This window comes from Bacillus sp. FSL R5-0439 (genome assembly GCF_038008805.1).
Classification (GTDB): domain Bacteria; phylum Bacillota; class Bacilli; order Bacillales; family Bacillaceae; genus Bacillus; species Bacillus safensis.
In genome coordinates this window covers 3,085,690-3,104,518 of the sequence record NZ_JBBOZW010000001.1, presented here as the reverse complement: position 1 = coordinate 3,104,518, position 18,829 = coordinate 3,085,690, and the positions used below count along the sequence as shown (strand labels likewise).

General features: G+C 42.3%; 19 protein-coding genes, 1 tRNA gene and 1 pseudogene. 17 read left to right on the top strand and 4 right to left on the bottom strand.

The features are described from left to right. Positions 1 to 219: 219 nt before the first annotated feature. Genes NST59_RS16085 through NST59_RS16060 form a run of 6 tightly spaced genes read left to right on the top strand, consistent with a single transcriptional unit; the run spans position 220 to position 4,605 of the window. Entirely contained in the window at positions 220 to 684 is a 465-nt protein-coding gene (locus NST59_RS16085) for an 8-oxo-dGTP diphosphatase (RefSeq protein WP_144494084.1), read from the top strand. Positions 685 to 723: 39 nt separating this feature from the next. Continuing rightward, the gene (gene rapZ, locus NST59_RS16080; protein WP_039183329.1) at positions 724 to 1,611 is read left to right on the top strand and encodes an RNase adapter RapZ; all 888 of its coding nucleotides are present in this window, start codon (positions 724 to 726) and stop codon (positions 1,609 to 1,611) included. Beyond that, positions 1,612 to 2,571, top strand: coding sequence for a gluconeogenesis factor YvcK family protein (locus NST59_RS16075; RefSeq protein WP_047203858.1), 960 nt, complete (start codon positions 1,612 to 1,614; stop codon positions 2,569 to 2,571). Between the two features lie 17 nt (positions 2,572 to 2,588). Beyond that, positions 2,589 to 3,539: a DNA-binding protein WhiA gene (gene whiA, locus NST59_RS16070; protein ID WP_003213321.1), complete on the top strand. Its 951-nt coding sequence runs from the start codon at positions 2,589 to 2,591 to the stop codon at positions 3,537 to 3,539. Positions 3,540 to 3,565: 26 nt separating this feature from the next. After that, entirely contained in the window at positions 3,566 to 3,823 is a 258-nt protein-coding gene (locus tag NST59_RS16065; RefSeq protein WP_024423549.1) for an HPr family phosphocarrier protein, read from the top strand. Positions 3,824 to 3,861: 38 nt separating this feature from the next. Next, on the top strand, positions 3,862 to 4,605 hold the full coding sequence (locus tag NST59_RS16060; RefSeq protein WP_064498003.1) for an arylamine N-acetyltransferase family protein: 744 nt from the start codon (positions 3,862 to 3,864) through the stop codon (positions 4,603 to 4,605). Positions 4,606 to 4,655: 50 nt separating this feature from the next. On the opposite strand, the pseudogene NST59_RS16055 reads toward NST59_RS16060, so the two are convergent. Together NST59_RS16055 and NST59_RS16050 are read right to left on the bottom strand one after the other, a co-directional pair. After that, a pseudogene (locus tag NST59_RS16055) lies at positions 4,656 to 4,982 on the bottom strand (ribonuclease); the annotation flags it as partial. Between the two features lie 345 nt (positions 4,983 to 5,327). Continuing rightward, the gene (locus NST59_RS16050; RefSeq protein ID WP_064498004.1) at positions 5,328 to 6,305 is read right to left on the bottom strand and encodes a 2-hydroxyacid dehydrogenase; all 978 of its coding nucleotides are present in this window, start codon (positions 6,303 to 6,305) and stop codon (positions 5,328 to 5,330) included. Between the two features lie 553 nt (positions 6,306 to 6,858). On the opposite strand from NST59_RS16050, the gene NST59_RS16045 reads away from it, so the two are divergent. Both NST59_RS16045 and NST59_RS16040 read left to right on the top strand, forming a co-directional pair. Beyond that, positions 6,859 to 7,440 carry a beta-class carbonic anhydrase gene (locus NST59_RS16045; protein ID WP_047203875.1) on the top strand — a complete coding sequence of 194 codons (582 nt, stop codon included), beginning with the start codon at positions 6,859 to 6,861 and terminating at the stop codon, positions 7,438 to 7,440. 37 nt (positions 7,441 to 7,477) lie between these two features. Beyond that, the gene (locus tag NST59_RS16040) at positions 7,478 to 9,100 is read left to right on the top strand and encodes a SulP family inorganic anion transporter (RefSeq protein ID WP_047203861.1); all 1,623 of its coding nucleotides are present in this window, start codon (positions 7,478 to 7,480) and stop codon (positions 9,098 to 9,100) included. A gap of 37 nt (positions 9,101 to 9,137) precedes the next feature. Here the strand turns inward: NST59_RS16040 and NST59_RS16035 are convergent, their stop codons facing one another. Next, positions 9,138 to 9,467 carry a MazG nucleotide pyrophosphohydrolase domain-containing protein gene (locus NST59_RS16035; RefSeq protein WP_126682334.1) on the bottom strand — a complete coding sequence of 110 codons (330 nt, stop codon included), beginning with the start codon at positions 9,465 to 9,467 and terminating at the stop codon, positions 9,138 to 9,140. Positions 9,468 to 9,600: 133 nt separating this feature from the next. Between NST59_RS16035 and NST59_RS16030 the strand changes: the two genes are divergently transcribed. Continuing rightward, on the top strand, positions 9,601 to 10,179 hold the full coding sequence (locus NST59_RS16030; RefSeq protein ID WP_041088147.1) for an LOG family protein: 579 nt from the start codon (positions 9,601 to 9,603) through the stop codon (positions 10,177 to 10,179). 60 nt (positions 10,180 to 10,239) lie between these two features. On the opposite strand, the gene clpP is transcribed toward NST59_RS16030, so the two are convergent. After that, positions 10,240 to 10,836, bottom strand: a complete 597-nt coding sequence (gene clpP, locus NST59_RS16025) for an ATP-dependent Clp endopeptidase proteolytic subunit ClpP (protein WP_024427684.1) — start codon at positions 10,834 to 10,836, stop codon at positions 10,240 to 10,242. A 253-nt stretch (positions 10,837 to 11,089) separates the two neighbouring features. Here clpP and NST59_RS16020 point away from each other — a divergent pair. The 8 genes from NST59_RS16020 (at position 11,090) to NST59_RS15985 (ending at position 18,713) form a co-directional block, all read left to right on the top strand. Further along, positions 11,090 to 11,165 (top strand) — tRNA-Arg (locus NST59_RS16020). 174 nt (positions 11,166 to 11,339) lie between these two features. After that, complete coding sequence (locus tag NST59_RS16015; RefSeq protein WP_039183327.1) at positions 11,340 to 12,230, top strand: ABC transporter substrate-binding protein; 891 nt, start codon at positions 11,340 to 11,342, stop codon at positions 12,228 to 12,230. Positions 12,231 to 12,398: 168 nt separating this feature from the next. Then, entirely contained in the window at positions 12,399 to 13,568 is a 1,170-nt protein-coding gene (locus tag NST59_RS16010; protein WP_099663668.1) for a macrolide family glycosyltransferase, read from the top strand. 119 nt (positions 13,569 to 13,687) lie between these two features. Next, positions 13,688 to 15,331 (top strand): nickel ABC transporter substrate-binding protein, encoded by a 1,644-nt coding sequence (gene nikA, locus NST59_RS16005; protein WP_341040818.1) that lies wholly within the window; start codon positions 13,688 to 13,690, stop codon positions 15,329 to 15,331. A 14-nt stretch (positions 15,332 to 15,345) separates the two neighbouring features. Then, a complete protein-coding gene (gene opp1B / locus NST59_RS16000; protein WP_268464320.1) occupies positions 15,346 to 16,275 on the top strand; it encodes a nickel/cobalt ABC transporter permease in 930 nt (309 codons plus the stop codon). Between the two features lie 5 nt (positions 16,276 to 16,280). Further along, a complete protein-coding gene (gene opp1C, locus NST59_RS15995) occupies positions 16,281 to 17,168 on the top strand; it encodes a nickel/cobalt ABC transporter permease (RefSeq protein ID WP_106025651.1) in 888 nt (295 codons plus the stop codon). Next, positions 17,131 to 17,949 (top strand): ABC transporter ATP-binding protein, encoded by an 819-nt coding sequence (locus NST59_RS15990; protein WP_341040817.1) that lies wholly within the window; start codon positions 17,131 to 17,133, stop codon positions 17,947 to 17,949. The genes opp1C and NST59_RS15990 overlap by 38 nt, the downstream gene beginning before the upstream one ends. Continuing rightward, entirely contained in the window at positions 17,943 to 18,713 is a 771-nt protein-coding gene (locus NST59_RS15985; RefSeq protein ID WP_058837584.1) for an ABC transporter ATP-binding protein, read from the top strand. The genes NST59_RS15990 and NST59_RS15985 overlap by 7 nt, the downstream gene beginning before the upstream one ends. The last annotated feature ends 116 nt before the right edge of the window (positions 18,714 to 18,829 follow it).

Below are 18,829 nucleotides of genomic sequence, written 5' to 3'. Positions count from 1 at the left end.
CGTGTCCTTTTTTTTGCCTAAAATCAGAAATTCACGAGATGTTCACAAATGACGCATGGAGAACCGTTAGATGCTGTAAAATAAAGAGTAGAGAAATGGCTCGTTACATCATTCAAACGAAAACCGGTCTGTTTTCGGGGAAGAACGGGCATGTTCATTGTGGGAGTCAGGTTGAACCTGTATAATAAGTTAAAGACATAAAAGAGTAGGTGACAGCTGATGCAACGAGTAACCAATTGTGTGCTGCATCACGAAGATCAAGTTCTCTTGCTGCAGAAGCCAAGACGGGGCTGGTGGGTAGCACCGGGCGGCAAAATGGAAAGCGGAGAATCGGTCAAGGATTCAGTCGTTCGAGAATATAGAGAAGAAACAGGTATTTATATTTTAAATCCGCAGCTGAAAGGTGTTTTTACCTTTATCATAAAAGAAGGCGATCAAATCGTTCAAGAGTGGATGATGTTCACCTTTATGGCAGATTCATTTACCGGAAAAAACGTAACAGAGTCAGAGGAAGGCATTTTAAAATGGCATGACGTAAAGAATGTGCCTCATTTGCCGATGGCTCCAGGAGATTCCCATATTCTTGATTTCATGCTCAAAGGAAAAGGACTTCTGCACGGCACTTTTACGTATACACCCGATTTTGAGCTGATTGCTTATCGGTTAGATCCTCAGGGAGAATAATACATGAACCGTTTTCATAAAGAAGGAGAGGAAGCAGGCATGAATACACACAAACAAGAAGATATTCAGCTTGTGATTATTACAGGAATGTCAGGTGCGGGGAAAACCGTAGCCATTCAAAGCTTTGAAGATTTAGGCTACTTTTGTGTTGACAACCTGCCGCCATCACTTTTACCGAAATTCCTAGAGCTCATGAAGGAATCGAATTCCAAGATGAGCAAGGTCGCTCTTGTGATGGATTTGCGCGGACGCGAATTTTTTGACAGCTTAATTGCGGCATTAGATGAAATGAGCGATCTTGACTGGATCACGCCAAGAATTCTATTTTTAGATGCAAATGATAAGGTACTTGTCTCAAGATACAAAGAAACGAGACGTTCGCATCCCCTTGCGACAACAGGTTTGCCGCTTGAAGGAATTGCAATGGAGCGCGAGCTGTTAGAGGAGTTAAAAGGCCGGTCTCAAATGATTTTTGATACATCGGATTTAAAACCAAAACAACTGCGAGAAAAAATCGTCACGCACTTTGCCACAAACCAAGGACAGGTGTTTACAGTAAACGTGATGTCTTTTGGCTTTAAATACGGTCTGCCGATTGATGCTGATCTTGTCTTTGACGTGAGATTCCTGCCGAATCCTTACTATATTGAGAGTATGCGTCCACAGACTGGAAACGATGAAGAAGTGCGCTCCTATGTGATGAAATGGAGTGAAACGCAAAAATTCACAGAGAAATTAATCGATCTTCTCAGCTTTATGCTTCCGTCGTATAAGAGGGAAGGAAAAAGCCAGCTTGTGATCGCCATCGGCTGTACAGGCGGGCAGCATCGATCTGTGACGCTGGCCAACTATTTATCGGAGTATTTTAAAAACGATTACTATACACATGTCACTCACCGGGACATTGAAAAGAGAAGCAGAAAATAGATGACGACACTACCAAAGGTGGTCATTCTTGGCGGTGGCACTGGCTTATCTGTTTTGCTCAGAGGGCTAAAAACGAAGCCAGTGGACATTACCGCTATAGTAACGGTTGCTGACGACGGAGGCAGCTCAGGCAGACTGCGGCATGATTTGAATATTCCCCCTCCAGGTGATATTCGAAATGTCCTTGCGGCTCTCTCTGATGTTGAACCGCTTGTAGAAGATTTATTTCAGCACCGTTTTAACAAAGGGAATGACTTAACAGGCCACTCACTCGGCAACCTCATTCTTGCGGCCATGACAAATATAACCGGTGATTTTTTTCATGCCGTCACTGAAATGAGCAAGGTTTTAAATGTGAGAGGAAAAGTATTGCCAGCAGCAAATTCAAGTGTTGTTCTTCATGCGGAATTAGAAAATGGGCAAATGGTGACAGGAGAATCGAAAATTCCTACCTATGGTGAGCGAATTAAACGAGTGTTCCTCACACCCGATACGATTGAACCGTTGCCAGAATCTATTCAAGTCATTCGTGAGGCGGATTTGATCGTCATTGGGCCTGGCAGTCTGTATACGAGTATTTTGCCAAACTTGCTTGTCCCGCATATTGGAGAAGAAGTGATTCGCTCAAAGGCGAAAAAAGTGTATATTTGCAATGTCATGACGCAGCCGGGGGAAACGCTTTCCTACAGTGCAGCTGATCATGTTCAGGCATTAAATGATCATATGGCTCGTCCATTTATCGATACGATTTTTGTGAACAATAAAGAAATTCCAGAAGAAATCAAAGCAAAATATGCAGAAGAACAGGCACAGCCTGTCCAATTCGACACAGATGCACTGAAAGCAATGGGACTAGAAGTGATTCCTGGAGAAATCATTACATACGACCAGCATGTCATTCGTCATGACACGCTGAAAGTAGCCTCGCTGCTTGTCGATCTGCTGCATCAGAAAAAATAGGAATGGGGGTGGCAAGGATGTCATTTGCATCCGAAACAAAAAAAGAGCTGACTAATCTGGACGTGAAGGACTGCTGCACAAAAGCAGAGCTTTCTGCCCTCATCCGTATGAACGGTTCATTATCTTTCTCTAATCGAAAATTGATTTTAGATATACAGACAGAGAACGCAGCCATTGCAAGACGTATTTATACGCTGCTCAAAAAGAAATACGATGTGACAGTCGAGCTGCTCGTCCGTAAAAAAATGAGATTGAAAAAGAATAACGTGTATATTGTCAGACTGGTAGAACGAGCGAAAACCATTTTAGAGGATTTGAAAATATTAGGTGAGCAATTTGTATTTGAGCGCAATATTTCAGAGGAGCTCGTGAAGAAAAGATGCTGCAAGCGCTCCTATATGAGAGGTGCTTTTTTAGCAGGCGGTTCTGTGAATAATCCAGAAACGTCCTCCTATCACCTTGAGATTTTTTCACTATATAAAGAACATAATGATGCCCTTTGTGAGCTGATGAATCAATTTCATCTCAATAGTAAAACACTTGAGCGCAAAAAAGGGTACATTACGTACATGAAGGAAGCAGAAAAAATCACGGAATTTTTAAGTGTTGTGGGCGCTCATAACTCACTGCTTCGCTTTGAAGATGTGCGTATCGTCCGAGACATGAGGAACTCCGTCAACCGGCTCGTCAATTGTGAAACAGCAAACTTGAATAAAACGATTGGTGCATCACTGCGTCAGGTCGAGAACATTCAATTTATTGATGAAAAAATTGGACTTGATGCCCTGCCGGATAAGCTTCGTGAAATTGCTAAACTGCGAGTCGACTATCAAGAGGTCACGCTGAAGGAACTTGGAGAAATGGTGGAAAGCGGCAAGATTAGCAAGTCAGGGATTAACCACCGTTTAAGAAAGCTAGATCAAATTGCAGAACAATTACGAAACGGACAAGCTGTTACACTCAAATAGGAGAATGAAAAAGGGAGGCAGATCATATGGTGGAAAAAACGGTCACCATCCAGCTGAAAACAGGCTTGCAGGCACGTCCAGCTGCTTTGTTTGTACAAGAAGCCAATCGCTTTGGAGCTGATATTTTTCTAGAGAAAGACGGGAAAAAAGTCAATGCGAAAAGCATTATGGGTCTCATGAGTCTTGCGATCAGCTCTGGGGTTACTGTCACACTGATTGCAGATGGTGCGGACGAACAAGAAGCCATTGAGGCGTTAACAGATTTTATCAATCAAGAAAACTGAGTCTCTTCAAAGGCTCAGTTTTTTTAGGAGGGAATGTCATGATTCAATCAGCTTTTTTACAGAAGATCGGATATGAAGGTCAGTCCATAACCTTTAATGACTTACCTGTATTATTAAAAAAAATGGCCTATACCTTTCCATTCGAAAATAGATCTGTTCTGAACAAACAATCCTACGCTTTGAATCAAGAAGGGTTGAAGCAGCATCTTCTTGAAGAAAACAGAGGAGGTCTTTGTTACGATCTCAATCCTCTCTTATACTATGTGTTAAAAGAGGCAGGGCTCTCTGTACAGCTTCTTCAAGGGACAGTGTATATCAAAGAAGCGGACACGTGGGCCATTGATGGCACGCATGTAGCCATTATGTTGAAGCATCATAACGAACGCTTTCTCATTGATGGGGGATTTGGTGTGAATTTACCTCTTCAGCCTGTGCCTTTTACAGAAGATTGGGTGGAAGGAGCGTCTATTCGGTTTCGCGTCAAAGCAGAGAAAACCGAAAAGGGGACACATCTACTCCAATTAGATAGGGGAGATGGTGCTGAAACAGGCTATGCTTTCACATTGAACGAGGTGGACGAGGCTGCATTGGTCCAATTGAGACACGAGATTTATGAAAATGAATCCTCTACTTTTAACAAAAGACCACTTGCGTCAAAGCTCACGCCAACAGGACGTGTGGTCGTTACTGAGGATCATGTCACCACACATGAACATGAAGAAGTGTCGAAAAAGCCGCTTCCGGTTCCTTTTGAGGATTACGTGAAAAAGCTTATACCGTAAACCATACTAAAAGACAGCCCCAGATGAAACAGGGCTGTCTTTTTTATTGATTATCGAATACGTGTGAAAGTCGCATAATGGTCTGTTGTTTTGTAAATGAGCCAGTCGCTTGAATACACAAGACGGTCAGCATTGCGGAAGCCTGAAACGTAGTTGATGTCTGCCTCACGCCATGTGCGGCCGCTTGCTGAAGGAAGACGTCCTTCCCGGTTTGAGAAAATATCTCCACCGATGCTTTTACCTGGCGCCACTTCTGCTAGATTTCCCTTAGATGCCACCCATCCGAGAGCACTTGCTTGTGATTTCGTAATGTAGTTATCAGGCAGTCGTTTGTAGCGAATTAAATAATCTGCTACACCATCAAACGTATTAATGACGGCAAGGGTACGTACATCTGGCGTGAGCTGAATAGAAGCATTTTCAGTTGTGGCTGTTGGTGTAAGAGGTGTTTCTGCATGAACTTGCTGCGGGATAAATCCAGAAAACAGAATAGCAGCGATCAGAGCGAACATAGTCAAAACTGAACTCAATCTTTTCATCTTCATCCTCCTATTAAGGAAATCCGATGCCGTCCTCTTGATGCTTGTCTACCTCATATTATAGCACCCGAACATGAAGGAAATGTAAAGAATCAGGATCTTTGCTAAAATGAGACTTTTCTCCTGAATCCTCTTAAAGAAATAAATAAAAAGACGCAGTTCAGTTCCCTGCGTCTTATTTGATCAAGAGGAAGCAAGCTCCTTCACAACATCAACAGGCGCCTTCCCATCTATTCCATGAATCACATTATGAATGGCTCGTTTCAGCATGAGATCCCTTGTTGTTTCAGTAGCGGAACCGATGTGAGGGGCTAGGGTGACATTGTTCATCTCTTTGAAAGGATGATCCTCTTGAAGCGGTTCCTGCTCATACACATCAAGACCAGCGCCTTTGATCCATCCCTTCTGAAGTGCTTGAATGAGGCTTTTTTCATCCACTGTTTTCCCGCGGGAAATGTTTACAAATAAAGCCGTTTGCTTCATTAACTTCAATTCTCGTTCCCCAATCATATGATACGTTTCCTCGGTCAGCGGTGTAATCAACACAATGATATCAGCTTGTTTTAAAAGATCATCAAGTGCACAATAGACAGCGCCATACGCCGATTCAGCCTTTTCATTCCGGCTTCGGTTATGATAAAGAACATTCATATCAAAACCATGTGCTGCCCGTTTGGCAACTTGTTCTCCAATACGTCCCATGCCAATAATACCGAGCGTTTGGTGATGTACATCGATGCCAAAGATCTCTTCTTCCTGTACGAATTTTGTCCATTTTCCTTCACGGATAAAACGATCAAGCTCGGCGATTCTTCGCGCAGAGGAGAGAATGAGCGAAAAGGCAAGGTCAGCCACGGTATGATCGAGCGTATAAGGGGTGTGCGTACCAATCACGCCTCTTTGCCTCATCGCTTCTATATCGAAATTGTCATAGCCGACAGAGTTATTACTCACTACCTTGAGTTTTGGTGCGTGATCTAACAGCTCTTGATCGATTTTCGTTCCAGACGTTAAAAGACCATCAGCGTGCTGCAGCTTTTCAAACAAAATGTCTCTTGGAATAGGGTCTTTGGATTGCCAAACCTCGTATGTACAATGTTCCTTTAGCATTTCCTCAAAAGAAGCAGGTAAGGGTTTGGCGACAAAAATGTGTGGTGTCACAGTCAATTCGCTCCTTTCACATGGTCATCTTACTCCTTTTATTATAAAGCAACCATTTCGGCAGAACACGTTTGAATGTTAGCAGCTCAATATTTAATATACTAAAATAACGGTAAAGAAAGACATTTTCTTAATGAAAAAGTAGATTCATATGCCATCTGTTGCATTTTTTATCTATATAAAAATAAGCGGATAGTAGAGGAGACATGTGAATTTGCAAGATTTTACGAGAGATTATCTGACAAACTGGAAAATAGATCGAGACTTTTTGATAGAAAATTTATTATATTTGAAATGTATTAAACGGGATGGTCATTTTCTACTAAACCATTTTATTGTCTTTTAGTGTGATGAGAATAATAGATTGAAAACAAACCCGCGAATCCGCTGGGATGCAGCGTAAAATAGAGAAAATAATGATATTTCTTCTCATCGTTTTCTCATTTTTTTCTTTTTTTTCTATCATTTTTCTTCTCTATTCTTGAGAACACGAGAAGGAAAAGGGGGACGGGCACGAGCTTACGTTACTTAAAAAAAGATGGGAGATGGCAAAATGGGATCAAAATTAGAACAGATTCTTCAGCACAATTCAGAGTTTGTGAATGAGAGACATTATGAGCCTTACAAAGCGGGGAAATTTCCTGAGAAAAAACTGGTCATTTTAACATGCATGGATACCCGCCTTTTGGAATTATTGCCGCAATCTATGGGGCTGCGCAACGGGGATGCAAAGATCATTAAGAATGCTGGAGCCATCGTGACACATCCGTTCGGCAGTGTGATGCGGAGTATCCTTTTAGCTATCTATGAGCTAAAGGCAGAGGAAGTATGCATTGTAGGTCATCATGAATGCGGAATGGCAGGTCTTGCGGCGGATCCTTTACTTGAAAAGGCGAAAGCACGAGGAATCGAAGAGAAATGCTTAAGCATTGTGAAAAACTCAGGTGTCGATTTAAAGGGCTGGCTGACAGGCTTTGATTCAGTTGAAGAGAGCGTGGCCCAAAGTGTGAAATTAGTGAAAGAGCATCCACTGATGCCAAGTGATGTGGCTGTTCATGGACTGGTGATTCATCCAGCAACAGGAAAGCTGGATGTCGTTGTGAAAGATAAACTGATTGACCCGCAGTATACCTAAATCATCTACACATACTTAAAGGAGGCCAACACATACCATGCGTTTTTATGGAAGATTTGAAGGGTACAATTCATCAAAGTTTAGACGCGATTTAATCGCTGGGCTTGTCGTGGGGGTTGTGGCAATTCCTTTAGGCATGGCATTTGCCATTGCATCTGGTGTCGGACCAGAATATGGATTATACACAGTCATCGTTGCCGGCATTTTGATTTCGTTGTTTGGTGGTTCAAAGTATCAGATCGGCGGGCCGACTGGGGCGTTTGTTCCAATTTTATTCGGGATCGTCAGCCAGTACGGAATTGAAAACTTGCTCATTGCCGGTTTTATGGCAGGCTGTATGCTTGTATTATTCGGAATATTCAAACTAGGAAAGCTCATGAAATTTATTCCTCGTCCGGTTATCATCGGTTTTACTGCTGGCATTGCTGTCATTATTTTTTCAGGACAGATTGCCAACTTCCTCGGATTAAAGGGTGTTGAAAAACATGAAAGCTTTTTCCTCAATATGAGAGAAATCGTGGTCCATCTCGGTACCACAAACAGTCTCGCCATCATCACAGCCGTCACCGGGCTCATTGTGATTTTGGCGGCACAAAAATACATTCCCAAAATACCTGGTGCTCTATTAGGTCTATTGGCTTCTACGTTTCTCGCCGTTCTCTTCTTTCAAGGACAAGTTGAAACGATTGGCTCTGCATATGGTGAAATCCCTCGTCAGCTGCCAACCTTCGCTTTTCCTGAATTGACGATTGAAAAAATGATATACCTCCTGCCTCCAGCAATTATCATTGCACTTTTAGGCGGCGTGGAATCGATTTTGTCCGCAATGGTTGCTGATAATATGAAAGGCTCTAAGCATGACAGCAATAAAGAGCTTGTTGGGCAAGGAATTGCCAATATGGCGGCACCGCTTTTCGGAGGAATTCCAGCGACGGGCGCTATTGCCCGCACGGCAACGAACATAAAAAATGGCGGAGCAAGTCCGATTTCTGGTGTTGTGCATGGCGTTGTCGTTTTGTTAATTTTAATGGTATTTGCGCCATATGCGTCAATGATTCCACTTGCTGCAATGGCACCAATTTTAATGTTTGTTGCTTGGAATATGAGTGAGAGAAAAGAATTTATCAATATTGTGAAAGTGAAAAATGCCGATTCGCTTGTACTTGTCGTGACCTTCCTGCTCACAGTGATCGGTGATTTGATTATTGGCGTCACCGCTGGTCTCATTTTAGCGTTTATCGCTTTTATCAAAAAAATGAGCCAGACGACCAATATCCATACAAATGTCGCTGTTCCTCAGATGGAAACAGCAGCTGCTTTAGAAAAACAGGTAGACGAGAAAGGGATCAGTATGTATTCCATCGAAGGGCCGCTCTTTTTCGGAACAACAGATTCATTGGAAAATTCGATTTTGGACCATGTTCAAACAAAACCGAAAACACTCATTCTGCTTATGAATAAAGTCAATTATATGGACACGTCGGCAGAAGCGGTTCTCATGAATATCTCCAATCGGTTAAAGCATCATAATGGAAAGCTGATGATCGTTGGGCTTCAATCACAGCCTAAGGAGCTTTTGCATCGAACAGGTCTTTTCCATCATATCGGAAAGCAGCATTTCTTTGAACGAACAGATGACATCTCACCACAGCATCTTTAAGGCTTAGAAAACACGTGACAGCTTGGTCACGTGTTTTTTACTGACTCTTTTTCTCCAGAAAACGCTTTGTGAGTTTCTGTTGATGAGCGCTGAAGACCTCTTCTACTGTGACGTCATAGAGATCCGCTAAAATGAGGAGGTTTGCTAAGACATCTCCCATTTCTTCAATGAGTTCTTTCTTCAGCTCAGATGATTCCTGTCTCTGCTCATCAGGCCGGTCTCGTCCAATTTCTATTGCTCTAACAGCACGAGCGAGTTCTCCCGTTTCTTCCATTAAGAAGCCTAACCGGATAAACGGTCCATATTCTGTCCAGTTTCTCATTTGATAAAAATCCTTGATCCACTTCTCCATTTCAGTTGTTTGCATTCTCTCTATACAGCTCCTTATATGGTGTTCACTCTTTTGATTTTACACTATATATAGAAGAAACGGCTGTTTTTTTACAAATCATTATAGTAGAATGAGTGAAGAAATCATAGAGAGAGATGGAGCTGTTTTGATGAAAACGATTTGTGTGTTTGCTGGTTCGAATCCAGGTGTAAATGATGTCTACAAACAAAAGGCTGTAGAGCTGGGGGCTTATATGGCGAAACAGGGCATTCGTCTAGTTTACGGCGGATCGCGTATTGGGTTAATGGGCGCGATTGCCGATGAGGTCATGAGACATGGCGGACAAGTGATCGGGGTCATGCCTAAGGGGCTTTTTAGAGGAGAAGTCGTGCATCAAGAGCTGACAGAGTTAATTGAGGTAACAGGCATGCATGAACGAAAAGCGAAAATGAGCGAGCTGGCCGATGGATTTATCGCGATGCCAGGTGGCTTTGGTACATATGAAGAATTATTTGAGGTGCTGTGCTGGGCACAAATCGGTATCCATCAAAAGCCGATTGGATTGTATCAAGTGAATGACTATTTCAACCCGCTTATGGACATGGTGAAGTTTAGTGTACAGGAAGGCTTTTCAAATGAATCACACCTTCAATTGTTACATGCTTCGAGCGAACCGGAGGAATTAATCACGCAGATGGCTTCTTATCAAACACCGTCTCTTCAGCAGAAATGGACGGAGCTGTCTTAAAGTATGTTTAAATGACAAAAAACCGTCTGTTCAAGGAACAGACGGTTTGTGTTGTGATCATTATTTTTGGTCTTCTGTATTACGGGTCAAGACTTTGTCAATGAGTCCGTATTGAAGTGCTTCTTCCGCTGTTTTGAAGTTGTCACGATCTGTATCGCGCTCAATGACTTCAATTGGCTGACCAGTACGTTCAGCAAGTACTTGGTTCAGTTTATCGCGTAAAGAAAGGATTCGTTTTGCCGCAATTTCAATTTCTGTTGCTTGACCTTGGGCTCCGCCTAGTGGTTGGTGAATCATGACTTCACTGTTTGGAAGAGCATAACGCTTACCTTTTTCACCAGCAGCAAGCAGGAACGCACCCATAGATGCAGCCATACCAATACAAATAGTTGATACCTTTGGTTTAATAAATTGCATCGTATCGTAAATGGCCATACCAGCTGTGATTGAACCGCCAGGGCTGTTAATGTAGATAGAAATATCTTTTTCTGGATCTTCAGCTTCTAAGAAAAGCAGCTGTGACACGATGGAGTTGGCAACATTGTCATCGATCGCAGAACCAAGCATGATAATACGGTCTTTTAAAAGACGAGAATAAATGTCGTAAGCTCTTTCCCCACGATTTGTTTGCTCAATGACTGTAGGTATTAAATTCATAATGTTCCTCCTTCACCTTTTAGGTAAGTATGTAATTCAATGATACATTTTTGGTCAATAAAGGTCAAACAAAACGCTGACCTAAATTCAAATACCCCTATCCATTTTCCCCAAAATCATTCCACTTCAAACCATCATATTAGTTTATGTATCCAAAGTAAGAAAATACATCATCATGACGAATGATTAATCATTGCTTTCTCGCAGTATTTCCCTTATAATTTGATATGCTGACGTTCAAAAAACATATCGTGCGCTCGTAGCTCAGTTGGATAGAGCGGTGGTTTCCGGTACCACGTCTGCCGGGGGTTCGAATCCCTCCGAGCGCGTACTTGACCTTGTTTACGATAGACAATGGTCTCAACGAAGCCCTCTCCTTTGGAGAGGGTTTTTTTGTTCCGCCTCATGTATGATTCACTTTTAAAACGTTTCATCTATGAATGTTTATTTATGCTATAATTAATAATCATTCTCAATTAAAGGTGGTTTTGTAAGTGAAAAAAATGATTTGGCTAGTCAGTCTGCTGGCACTGCTGTTAGTAGCATGCGGGCAGAAAGAGAATAAAGAGCAAGCAGCAAGTACGCGTACATATACAACGGAAACGGGTGAAAAGATCACGATTCCTGCCAAGCCGAAGCGGATTGTTGTGTTAACAGCGCAGCTTGGGAACTTTAAAAAGTTAGGTGTGACACCTGTTGGCATGACAGATGTTTATCCTAAATCATCCTTTTTAGATGAAACAGGTGTGAAGCGGGTGCCGATGGAAAATGTGGAGGCGATTGCAAAGCTGAAGCCTGATTTAATCATTGCTTATTCACAAAACAAACAGATTGAAAAGTATAAAAAGATTGCCAAAACGATCACGTTTACGACAAGTGAACATAGCTTCAAAGAGATGCATATTGAAATTGGAAAGATTCTTGGAAAAGAAGCGTTAGCGAAAAAACAAATACAAGAAATGGACGAGAAGCTGAAGAAAGACGGAGAAGAAGTGAAAGCGAAAATTGGTGATGACAAGACATTCTCCATTATGGATGTCCAGCCAAAGCAAGTGTACTTATTTGGTACGGACTTTGGCCGCGGCGGGGAAGTCATCTATCAAGGCTATGGATTCAGCTTACCTGAAAAGGCAGAAAAGGCACTTCCAAAGGAAGGCTATCTTGGAATTTCATTAGAAGAGATGAATGAGTATACAGGAGACTATTTACTTGTACCAACAAAGGATGGAAAAGAGCCAAATCTTGATATTACGAACAGCGCTGTATGGAAGAAAAATCAAGCGGTGAAGCAAGGGCATGTCCTGTACTATTCAATCAAGGAATTTATCTATGCAGATCCGATCTCCATTGAAAAACAGTCTGATGCATTTAAAAAAATGCTGCTCAAATCATAATGTGAAAAAGACAAAGTGCTTATTAGGAGACTTTGTCTTTTTTTCTGCCACTTTATGATGAAATACTGGACATAAGACTCATTTCTTCCCTTTTCAGGCGTATTTGTTGAGCCGGCTTGCTGTATATGATTAACATGGAAGGGAATTGACAATGAGGAGGGATTTCTTGTGGCGAAGATTTTATTGATTACGTTTCCAGCTGAAGGACATGTGAACCCTATGTTAGGAATGATCAAAACATGGGCGGATCGAGGCGATGAAGTGCATGCGGTTACAACTGTACATTATCAGGAACGAATCAAACGCTTAGGCGCTCACGTACATATACATCCAGACTATATTCGGACATTACATGTGGAAGAAGGAGATTTAGATTCCATGCAGCCGTTCTTTCATGCCATGCTGCAAACATCATATGATATTTTAGAGGTAGTGGAAACACTTTCCGATAAGCATTCATTTGATTTGGTCTACTACGATATGTTTGGGGCAGGAGAGCTTGTTCGAGATTACTTGCGCATTCCGAGCATTGGATCCAACCCATCTTTTGTGCTGCAAGAGGCGCATTTTGATACACCGCTATACAGGAAGGATGAGAAAGCTGAGCATCTGTTAGAAAAAATACAAGAGCGTTTTAGCGTTCAGCCAACGCGTTTGATGCAATTTATGAAAAACCGTGGAGAACTGAATATCGTCTATACAAGTGAATATTTCCAGCCTTCTGTTGATTCATTAAACGATTCGTTTGTCTTCATTGGACCGAGCTTTCTAAAAAGAGCCGACCAGCATGATTTCCCGCTGGAAGCACTTGAGCAAGAAAAAGTCGTTTTTATTTCCATGGGCACCGTTCTTGGGGATACAGAAGCATTTTTTAATATGTGTATAGATGCCTTCGCAGACTTTGACGGAAAAGTAATCATCGCAACAGGTGAAAAAGTAGATCGTTCTCTCTTAAAAGAGGCGCCTGCTCATTTTCTGATCGAGTCTTATGTGCCGCAGCTTGAAGTGCTCGAATTGACAGATGTGTTTGTAACGCACGGCGGAATGAACAGTGTCAATGAAGGTATTCATTACCACGTTCCGATGGTCGTCATTCCAGTCGACAAAGATCAGCCGATGGTGGCACAAAGACTGACTGAATTATCTGCTGCCTGTGCACTTGATAAAGATCATCTGACAGCAGAGCAGCTAAGAGAGACCGTTGAGACGGTTTTAGGCAGTGATACGTACCGGGCGGGGATTGAGAAAATTGAAGAAAGCTTCCAAGCAGCAGGTGGAACAGAAAAAGCATTAAGGGTGATCGATCAATTCATACAAGCGAAACAGACTCAATCATGAGTCTGTTTTTTTATGAAAAGACGTTGTATTTCCCATTTCTGTATGCTAATATTCAATTCGTAATCATTTCGATTAATAATCGTAATGATTACGATAATGTTGAATTGGAGGAAATACATATGAGTGATCAACCTGTTTACATAAAGAAGAAATATGAGAAAAAGCATCCCTATGTGACATACACCTTGATGCTGTTTTCAGTGATGGCTTGTTTTTTATTGGCCTCATGCTCTGGAAACAAAGCATCTTCCAGCATGAATGATAGAGAAGAAGATGAGCTCGTGTATGCAAGTACAAAAGATATCAGGGACATCAATCCCCATCTATACGGCGGAGAGATGGCTGCTCAAAATATGGTGTTTGAATCGCTTGTCGTCAATACAGAGAAGGGCGTTCAGCCTGCCTTAGCGAAAAGCTGGGACATTTCAAAAGATGGAAAAACCTACACCTTTCATCTTCGAAAAGGTGTGACTTTTTCAGATGGTGAGCCTTTTAATGCAAAGGCAGTGAAATTGAATATTGATGCTGTCGTCAAAAATATTGAAAAGAACGCTTGGCTTAATCTCGTATCCGAAATCAAATCCACAAAGGCGTTAGATGACGATACATTTGTTCTCACGTTGAAAGAGCCTTATTATCCTACGTTAGAAGAGCTGGGCTTAACACGCCCCTTCCGTTTTATTTCTCCAAAAAGCTTCATTGATGGAACGACTGCAAAAGGAGTCAAAAGCTATGCAGGTACAGGTCCTTATGTTCTAAAGGAACATAAGAAAAATCAATATGCCGTTTTTGAAATGAATGACCACTATTGGGGGAAAAAGCCGAAAATTTCAACCGTGAAATGGAAAGTCATGCCGGATCACCAGACCATCTTACTTGCGCTCCAAAAAGGAGAGATAGATCTTTTATTTGGAGCAGATGGTGACATGATCGATGGAGACTCATTCCAGGCTTTAAAAGAAGCAGGTCAATATGGTGTAACCGTGAGTCCTCCTGTTGGTTCAAGATCGATAGTCATTAATTCAAACCAGCCAATCACAAAAGATCCGAAAGTAAGAGAAGCGTTTCAATACGCCATTCAAAAGGACATGATCACAGAAGGCATTTTAAATGGAACGGAAAAGGTGGCACACACATTGCTTGCTCCTTCTGTCCCTTACGCAAATATTCCATTGAAAAAGAAAACTGATCAAAAGAAGAAAGCAGAGGCAATATTGGATGAGGCAGGCTGGAGGATGAAAGAAGACGGGTATCGCTATCAAAATGGCAAACTGCTGAGTGTGGCTATTTACTATAATTCCGATAATGCAGGGGAAAGAACGATCAGCGAATCAATTCAACAAGATTTCAAGCAGGTGGGGATCAAGCTGGATATTAGAGGAGAAGAAAAACAGGCATTTTTAGATCGCCAAAAAACAGGAAAGTTCGATCTGATGTACTCGCTGTCTTGGGGACTCCCATATGATCCACAAACTTATGTCTCTTCATTCCGTGTAGCATCCCATGCTGATTATCAAGCCCAATTAGGACTGAAAAAGAAAAAGTGGCTGGATGAGACGATTACGGAAGTATTAGTAGAACCAGATGAGCAAAAGCGGAAACAAATGTATCAAGAAATATTGACGTATATCCATGATGAAAATGTCTACATCCCAATCTCTTATTCTGTGACAAAGGCCGTTTATAATAAGCGCCTGAAAGGCGTAGGTTTTCATGTGTCTCAGTATGAAATCCCATTTGACCGTATGTATTTTGCGTCATAAAACGAGGTAGAGACATGACTCGCTATCTCTTAAAACGAATACTGATGCTTTTTCCGCTTATGATCTTCATCACCTTCTTTGCTTTTGTCCTGCTGACGATGCGGGCAAGTGATCCAGCTGAGGTCGCTTTGCGGGTGAATCAAGTCACACCAACAGAAGAAATGATTGAATCGATGCGTCAGGAATTAGGCTTAGACCAGCCGTTTTTCATCCGCTATGCCACATGGCTTAAAGATGGATTAACAGGTGATTTTGGTAAGAGCTATGTCACACAGGAGCCGGTTTTTAATCTTATCATGGAGGCGCTGCCTGCTACATTGCAGCTTGCAGGAGCAGCGCTCTTTTTGATCATATTGCTCAGTTTGTTGTTCGGGGTGATTTGTGCATATGCTGATCATTCCTGGGTGGACCGGATCTTGAGAGCCTTTGTGTTTATCGCCGCTTCAATGCCTAGTTTTTGGCTGGGGATATTGTTGATTTGGCTTTTTTCTGTCAAATTCAATTGGGTCAATACGAGTGGAATGGAAGGGTTCAAATCGATTCTTCTTCCAGCTGTCACATTATCATTTGGCTACTTATCGACCTATGTGAGACTGATACGCAATCAAATTCTAAAATTTCAGCACGAGCCCTTTGTTTTTTACGCAAGAGCACGTGGTTTAAAGGAACGAACCGTTCAACTGAAAGTCATGAGGCATGCCCTGCAATTAGCGGTGACAGCACTTGGCATGTCTATTCCAAAGCTCATTGCGGGAACTGTTATTATTGAGAACCTTTTTGCTTGGCCAGGGGTTGGCCGGTTGTGTGTAACAGCTATTTTCCATGCTGATTTCCCTATTATTCAAGCCTATTTATTTGTGATGGGGTTCCTGTTTGTTATGTGCAATCTCATCGCTGATGTGATCCAAATGACCATGAATCCGCAGTTGCGAAAGGAGGTCTGACAACGATGATAGGGTGGCATCAATTAAGAAAAGACCGTATGGCGATTCTTTCAATCTGGCTGTTAGCACTGGTTGCATTAGCTGGACTGTTTGCACCAGTGTTAGCACCACATGACCCAACAAATACGAACATTCTTCAAAAATATGCCGGTATCAGTCTTACTTATCCATTAGGAACGGATCATCTAGGGAGATGTGTATTGTCTCGGCTTTTATATGGCATTCGGACAACAATGCTTGCGGCCATGCTGACGATGTGTATCACGATGCTCATTGGCAGTGTACTTGGACTCATGGCAGGATTCTTTCGAGGAAAGGTGGATGGGGTTTTGATGAGGCTGTGTGATGTCATGCTTTCCTTTCCAGCAGAGGTGATGATCCTTGCGGTTGTGGGAATCCTCGGACCTGGACTATTCAATATTATTTTGGCGAATGTCCTAGCGAAATGGGCCTGGTATACAAGGATGATTCGTTCGTCTGTCCTTCAATATGCGAATGAACCTTCTGTTCAGTTTGCAAAGGTGTCTGGCGGCACACCCTTTTACATATTGAGGAGACATCTATTTCCTCGCATCTCAGGAGAAATTGCTGTTTTTGCGACACTTGATGCGGGCTGGGTAATCTTAAATATATCAGCACTGTCTTTTCTTGGGTTAGGTGTGAGTGCACCTACACCAGAATGGGGTATGATGCTCAACGAGGCGAAGAATGTCATGGTGACACATCCTGCCCATATGCTTGCGCCTGGACTTGCCATCTTGTTTGTGGTCATGGCGTTGAACTTTTTAGGAGACAGCCTTCAGCATGCCGCGAATCCTGCCATGCATCATACAAGAAAGAAAGGGGTGAGGCCATTTGCCTTTAATCGACGTAAAAAATCTGTCCGTACATGATCCACAGCAGCAAAAGAATATAGTGACGAATATCACATTTTCTTTACACCAACAACGCTGTTTAGCCGTCATTGGAGAAAGTGGCAGTGGAAAATCAACTGTCGCAAAAGCGTTAATTGACCTTGTCGCCCCTTCGCTAGAAGTGGAAGGAACGATCATTTTTGACGGCAAAACATTGACAAATCAAGAAGCGCATCAATGGCGGGGGAAACGAATAGGTTTCATCTCACAAGATGCTATGAATGCATTCAATCCCATCGAAACGATTGGTCATCAAATAATGGAAACATTTCAGCAGCATTTGGGCTTACGCGGGAAAGAAGCAAAAGCACATGCTATGGCTGGGCTTGCACGTGTTCATTTAAAAAATCCATATGATTTGATGAAAAAATATCCGTATGAACTGTCTGGAGGAATGCTTCAGCGTGTGATGATTGGCATCACGATGATGCTTTCTCCTAACGTGATCATTGCAGATGAGCCAACTGCATCGCTTGATGCCTTTAATCGGCGTGAAGTCATCAGACAATTACACAGGCTAAAGGAAGAAACCGGTGTTACCTTGATCGTCATAACGCATGATTTAGGCATCGTTCAGGCAATCGCCGATGAGTTGATGGTCATGCACCAAGGAGTAATGCTTGAGCATGGGTCAGCCAAGGAAGTGTTCACATCACCCGAGCATCCCCAAACAAAGCATTTACTGGAGACGAGGCTTCGATTATCTGCTCCTATTAAAGCACTGCGGCAGCAGAAGAGAGCGGAGGCGTTTCCATGTTGATCACAGCTATAAATCTAGTCAAACACGGTGAGAAGAAAGGTCTTTTTTCACATCAAAAGAAACAAAAAGACCGCATATCAAACGTTTCGTTTCAAATTGAAAAAGGACAATGTGCCGGATTAGTCGGTGAGAGCGGCAGTGGCAAAAGTACATTGGCACGTATCCTGCTCGGTTTAGAAAAAATAGATAGAGGCGAGGTACAGATTGATGGCATGCCAGCTGACAAGTGGCGGAGGGTGAATCGGGGAAAAATGAGTGTTGTTTTTCAGGATTATCTATCTTCTGTTCATCCCTCCTTTACGGTGAAAGAGATCGTAGCAGAACCGATGCGTTTGTTAAAGCAGAATCAGAATCTGGATCAGAAAGTTTTGTCATTACTTCAGCAAGTCAGGCTGCCCTCGTCTGTACTGAATCAATATGCTCATCAGCTAAGCGGCGGTCAGCTTCAGCGAGTGTGCATCGCACGAGCTATATCAACGCACCCATCCATTCTCATACTAGATGAAGTCCTGAGTTCACTGGATGTTTCTGTTCAAGTACAAATATTGGAGTTGCTTGAGACATTAAAACAAGAGCTAGACATGACGATCCTTCTCATTACCCATGATGTAGAAGCAGCGGTGTATCTATGTGACCGTCTTCTATTTTTACATGAAGGAAGCCTAGTGGAGGAATGCAAAAAGGACGAATTGTTTGAAGTGTCCCATCCATTTACACTCCAGTTAATCGACTCACTTATGCCTTTTCAGCTTGACAAAAAATAACCAATCTTTTATCGTATACGTAACAAACGACGGAAGGGTGACCCAATGCAATGAAGTACTAATCCTATGACCTGTAAGCAAAATGAACGAACGAAGGCAGTGAGCAAACGATCGGT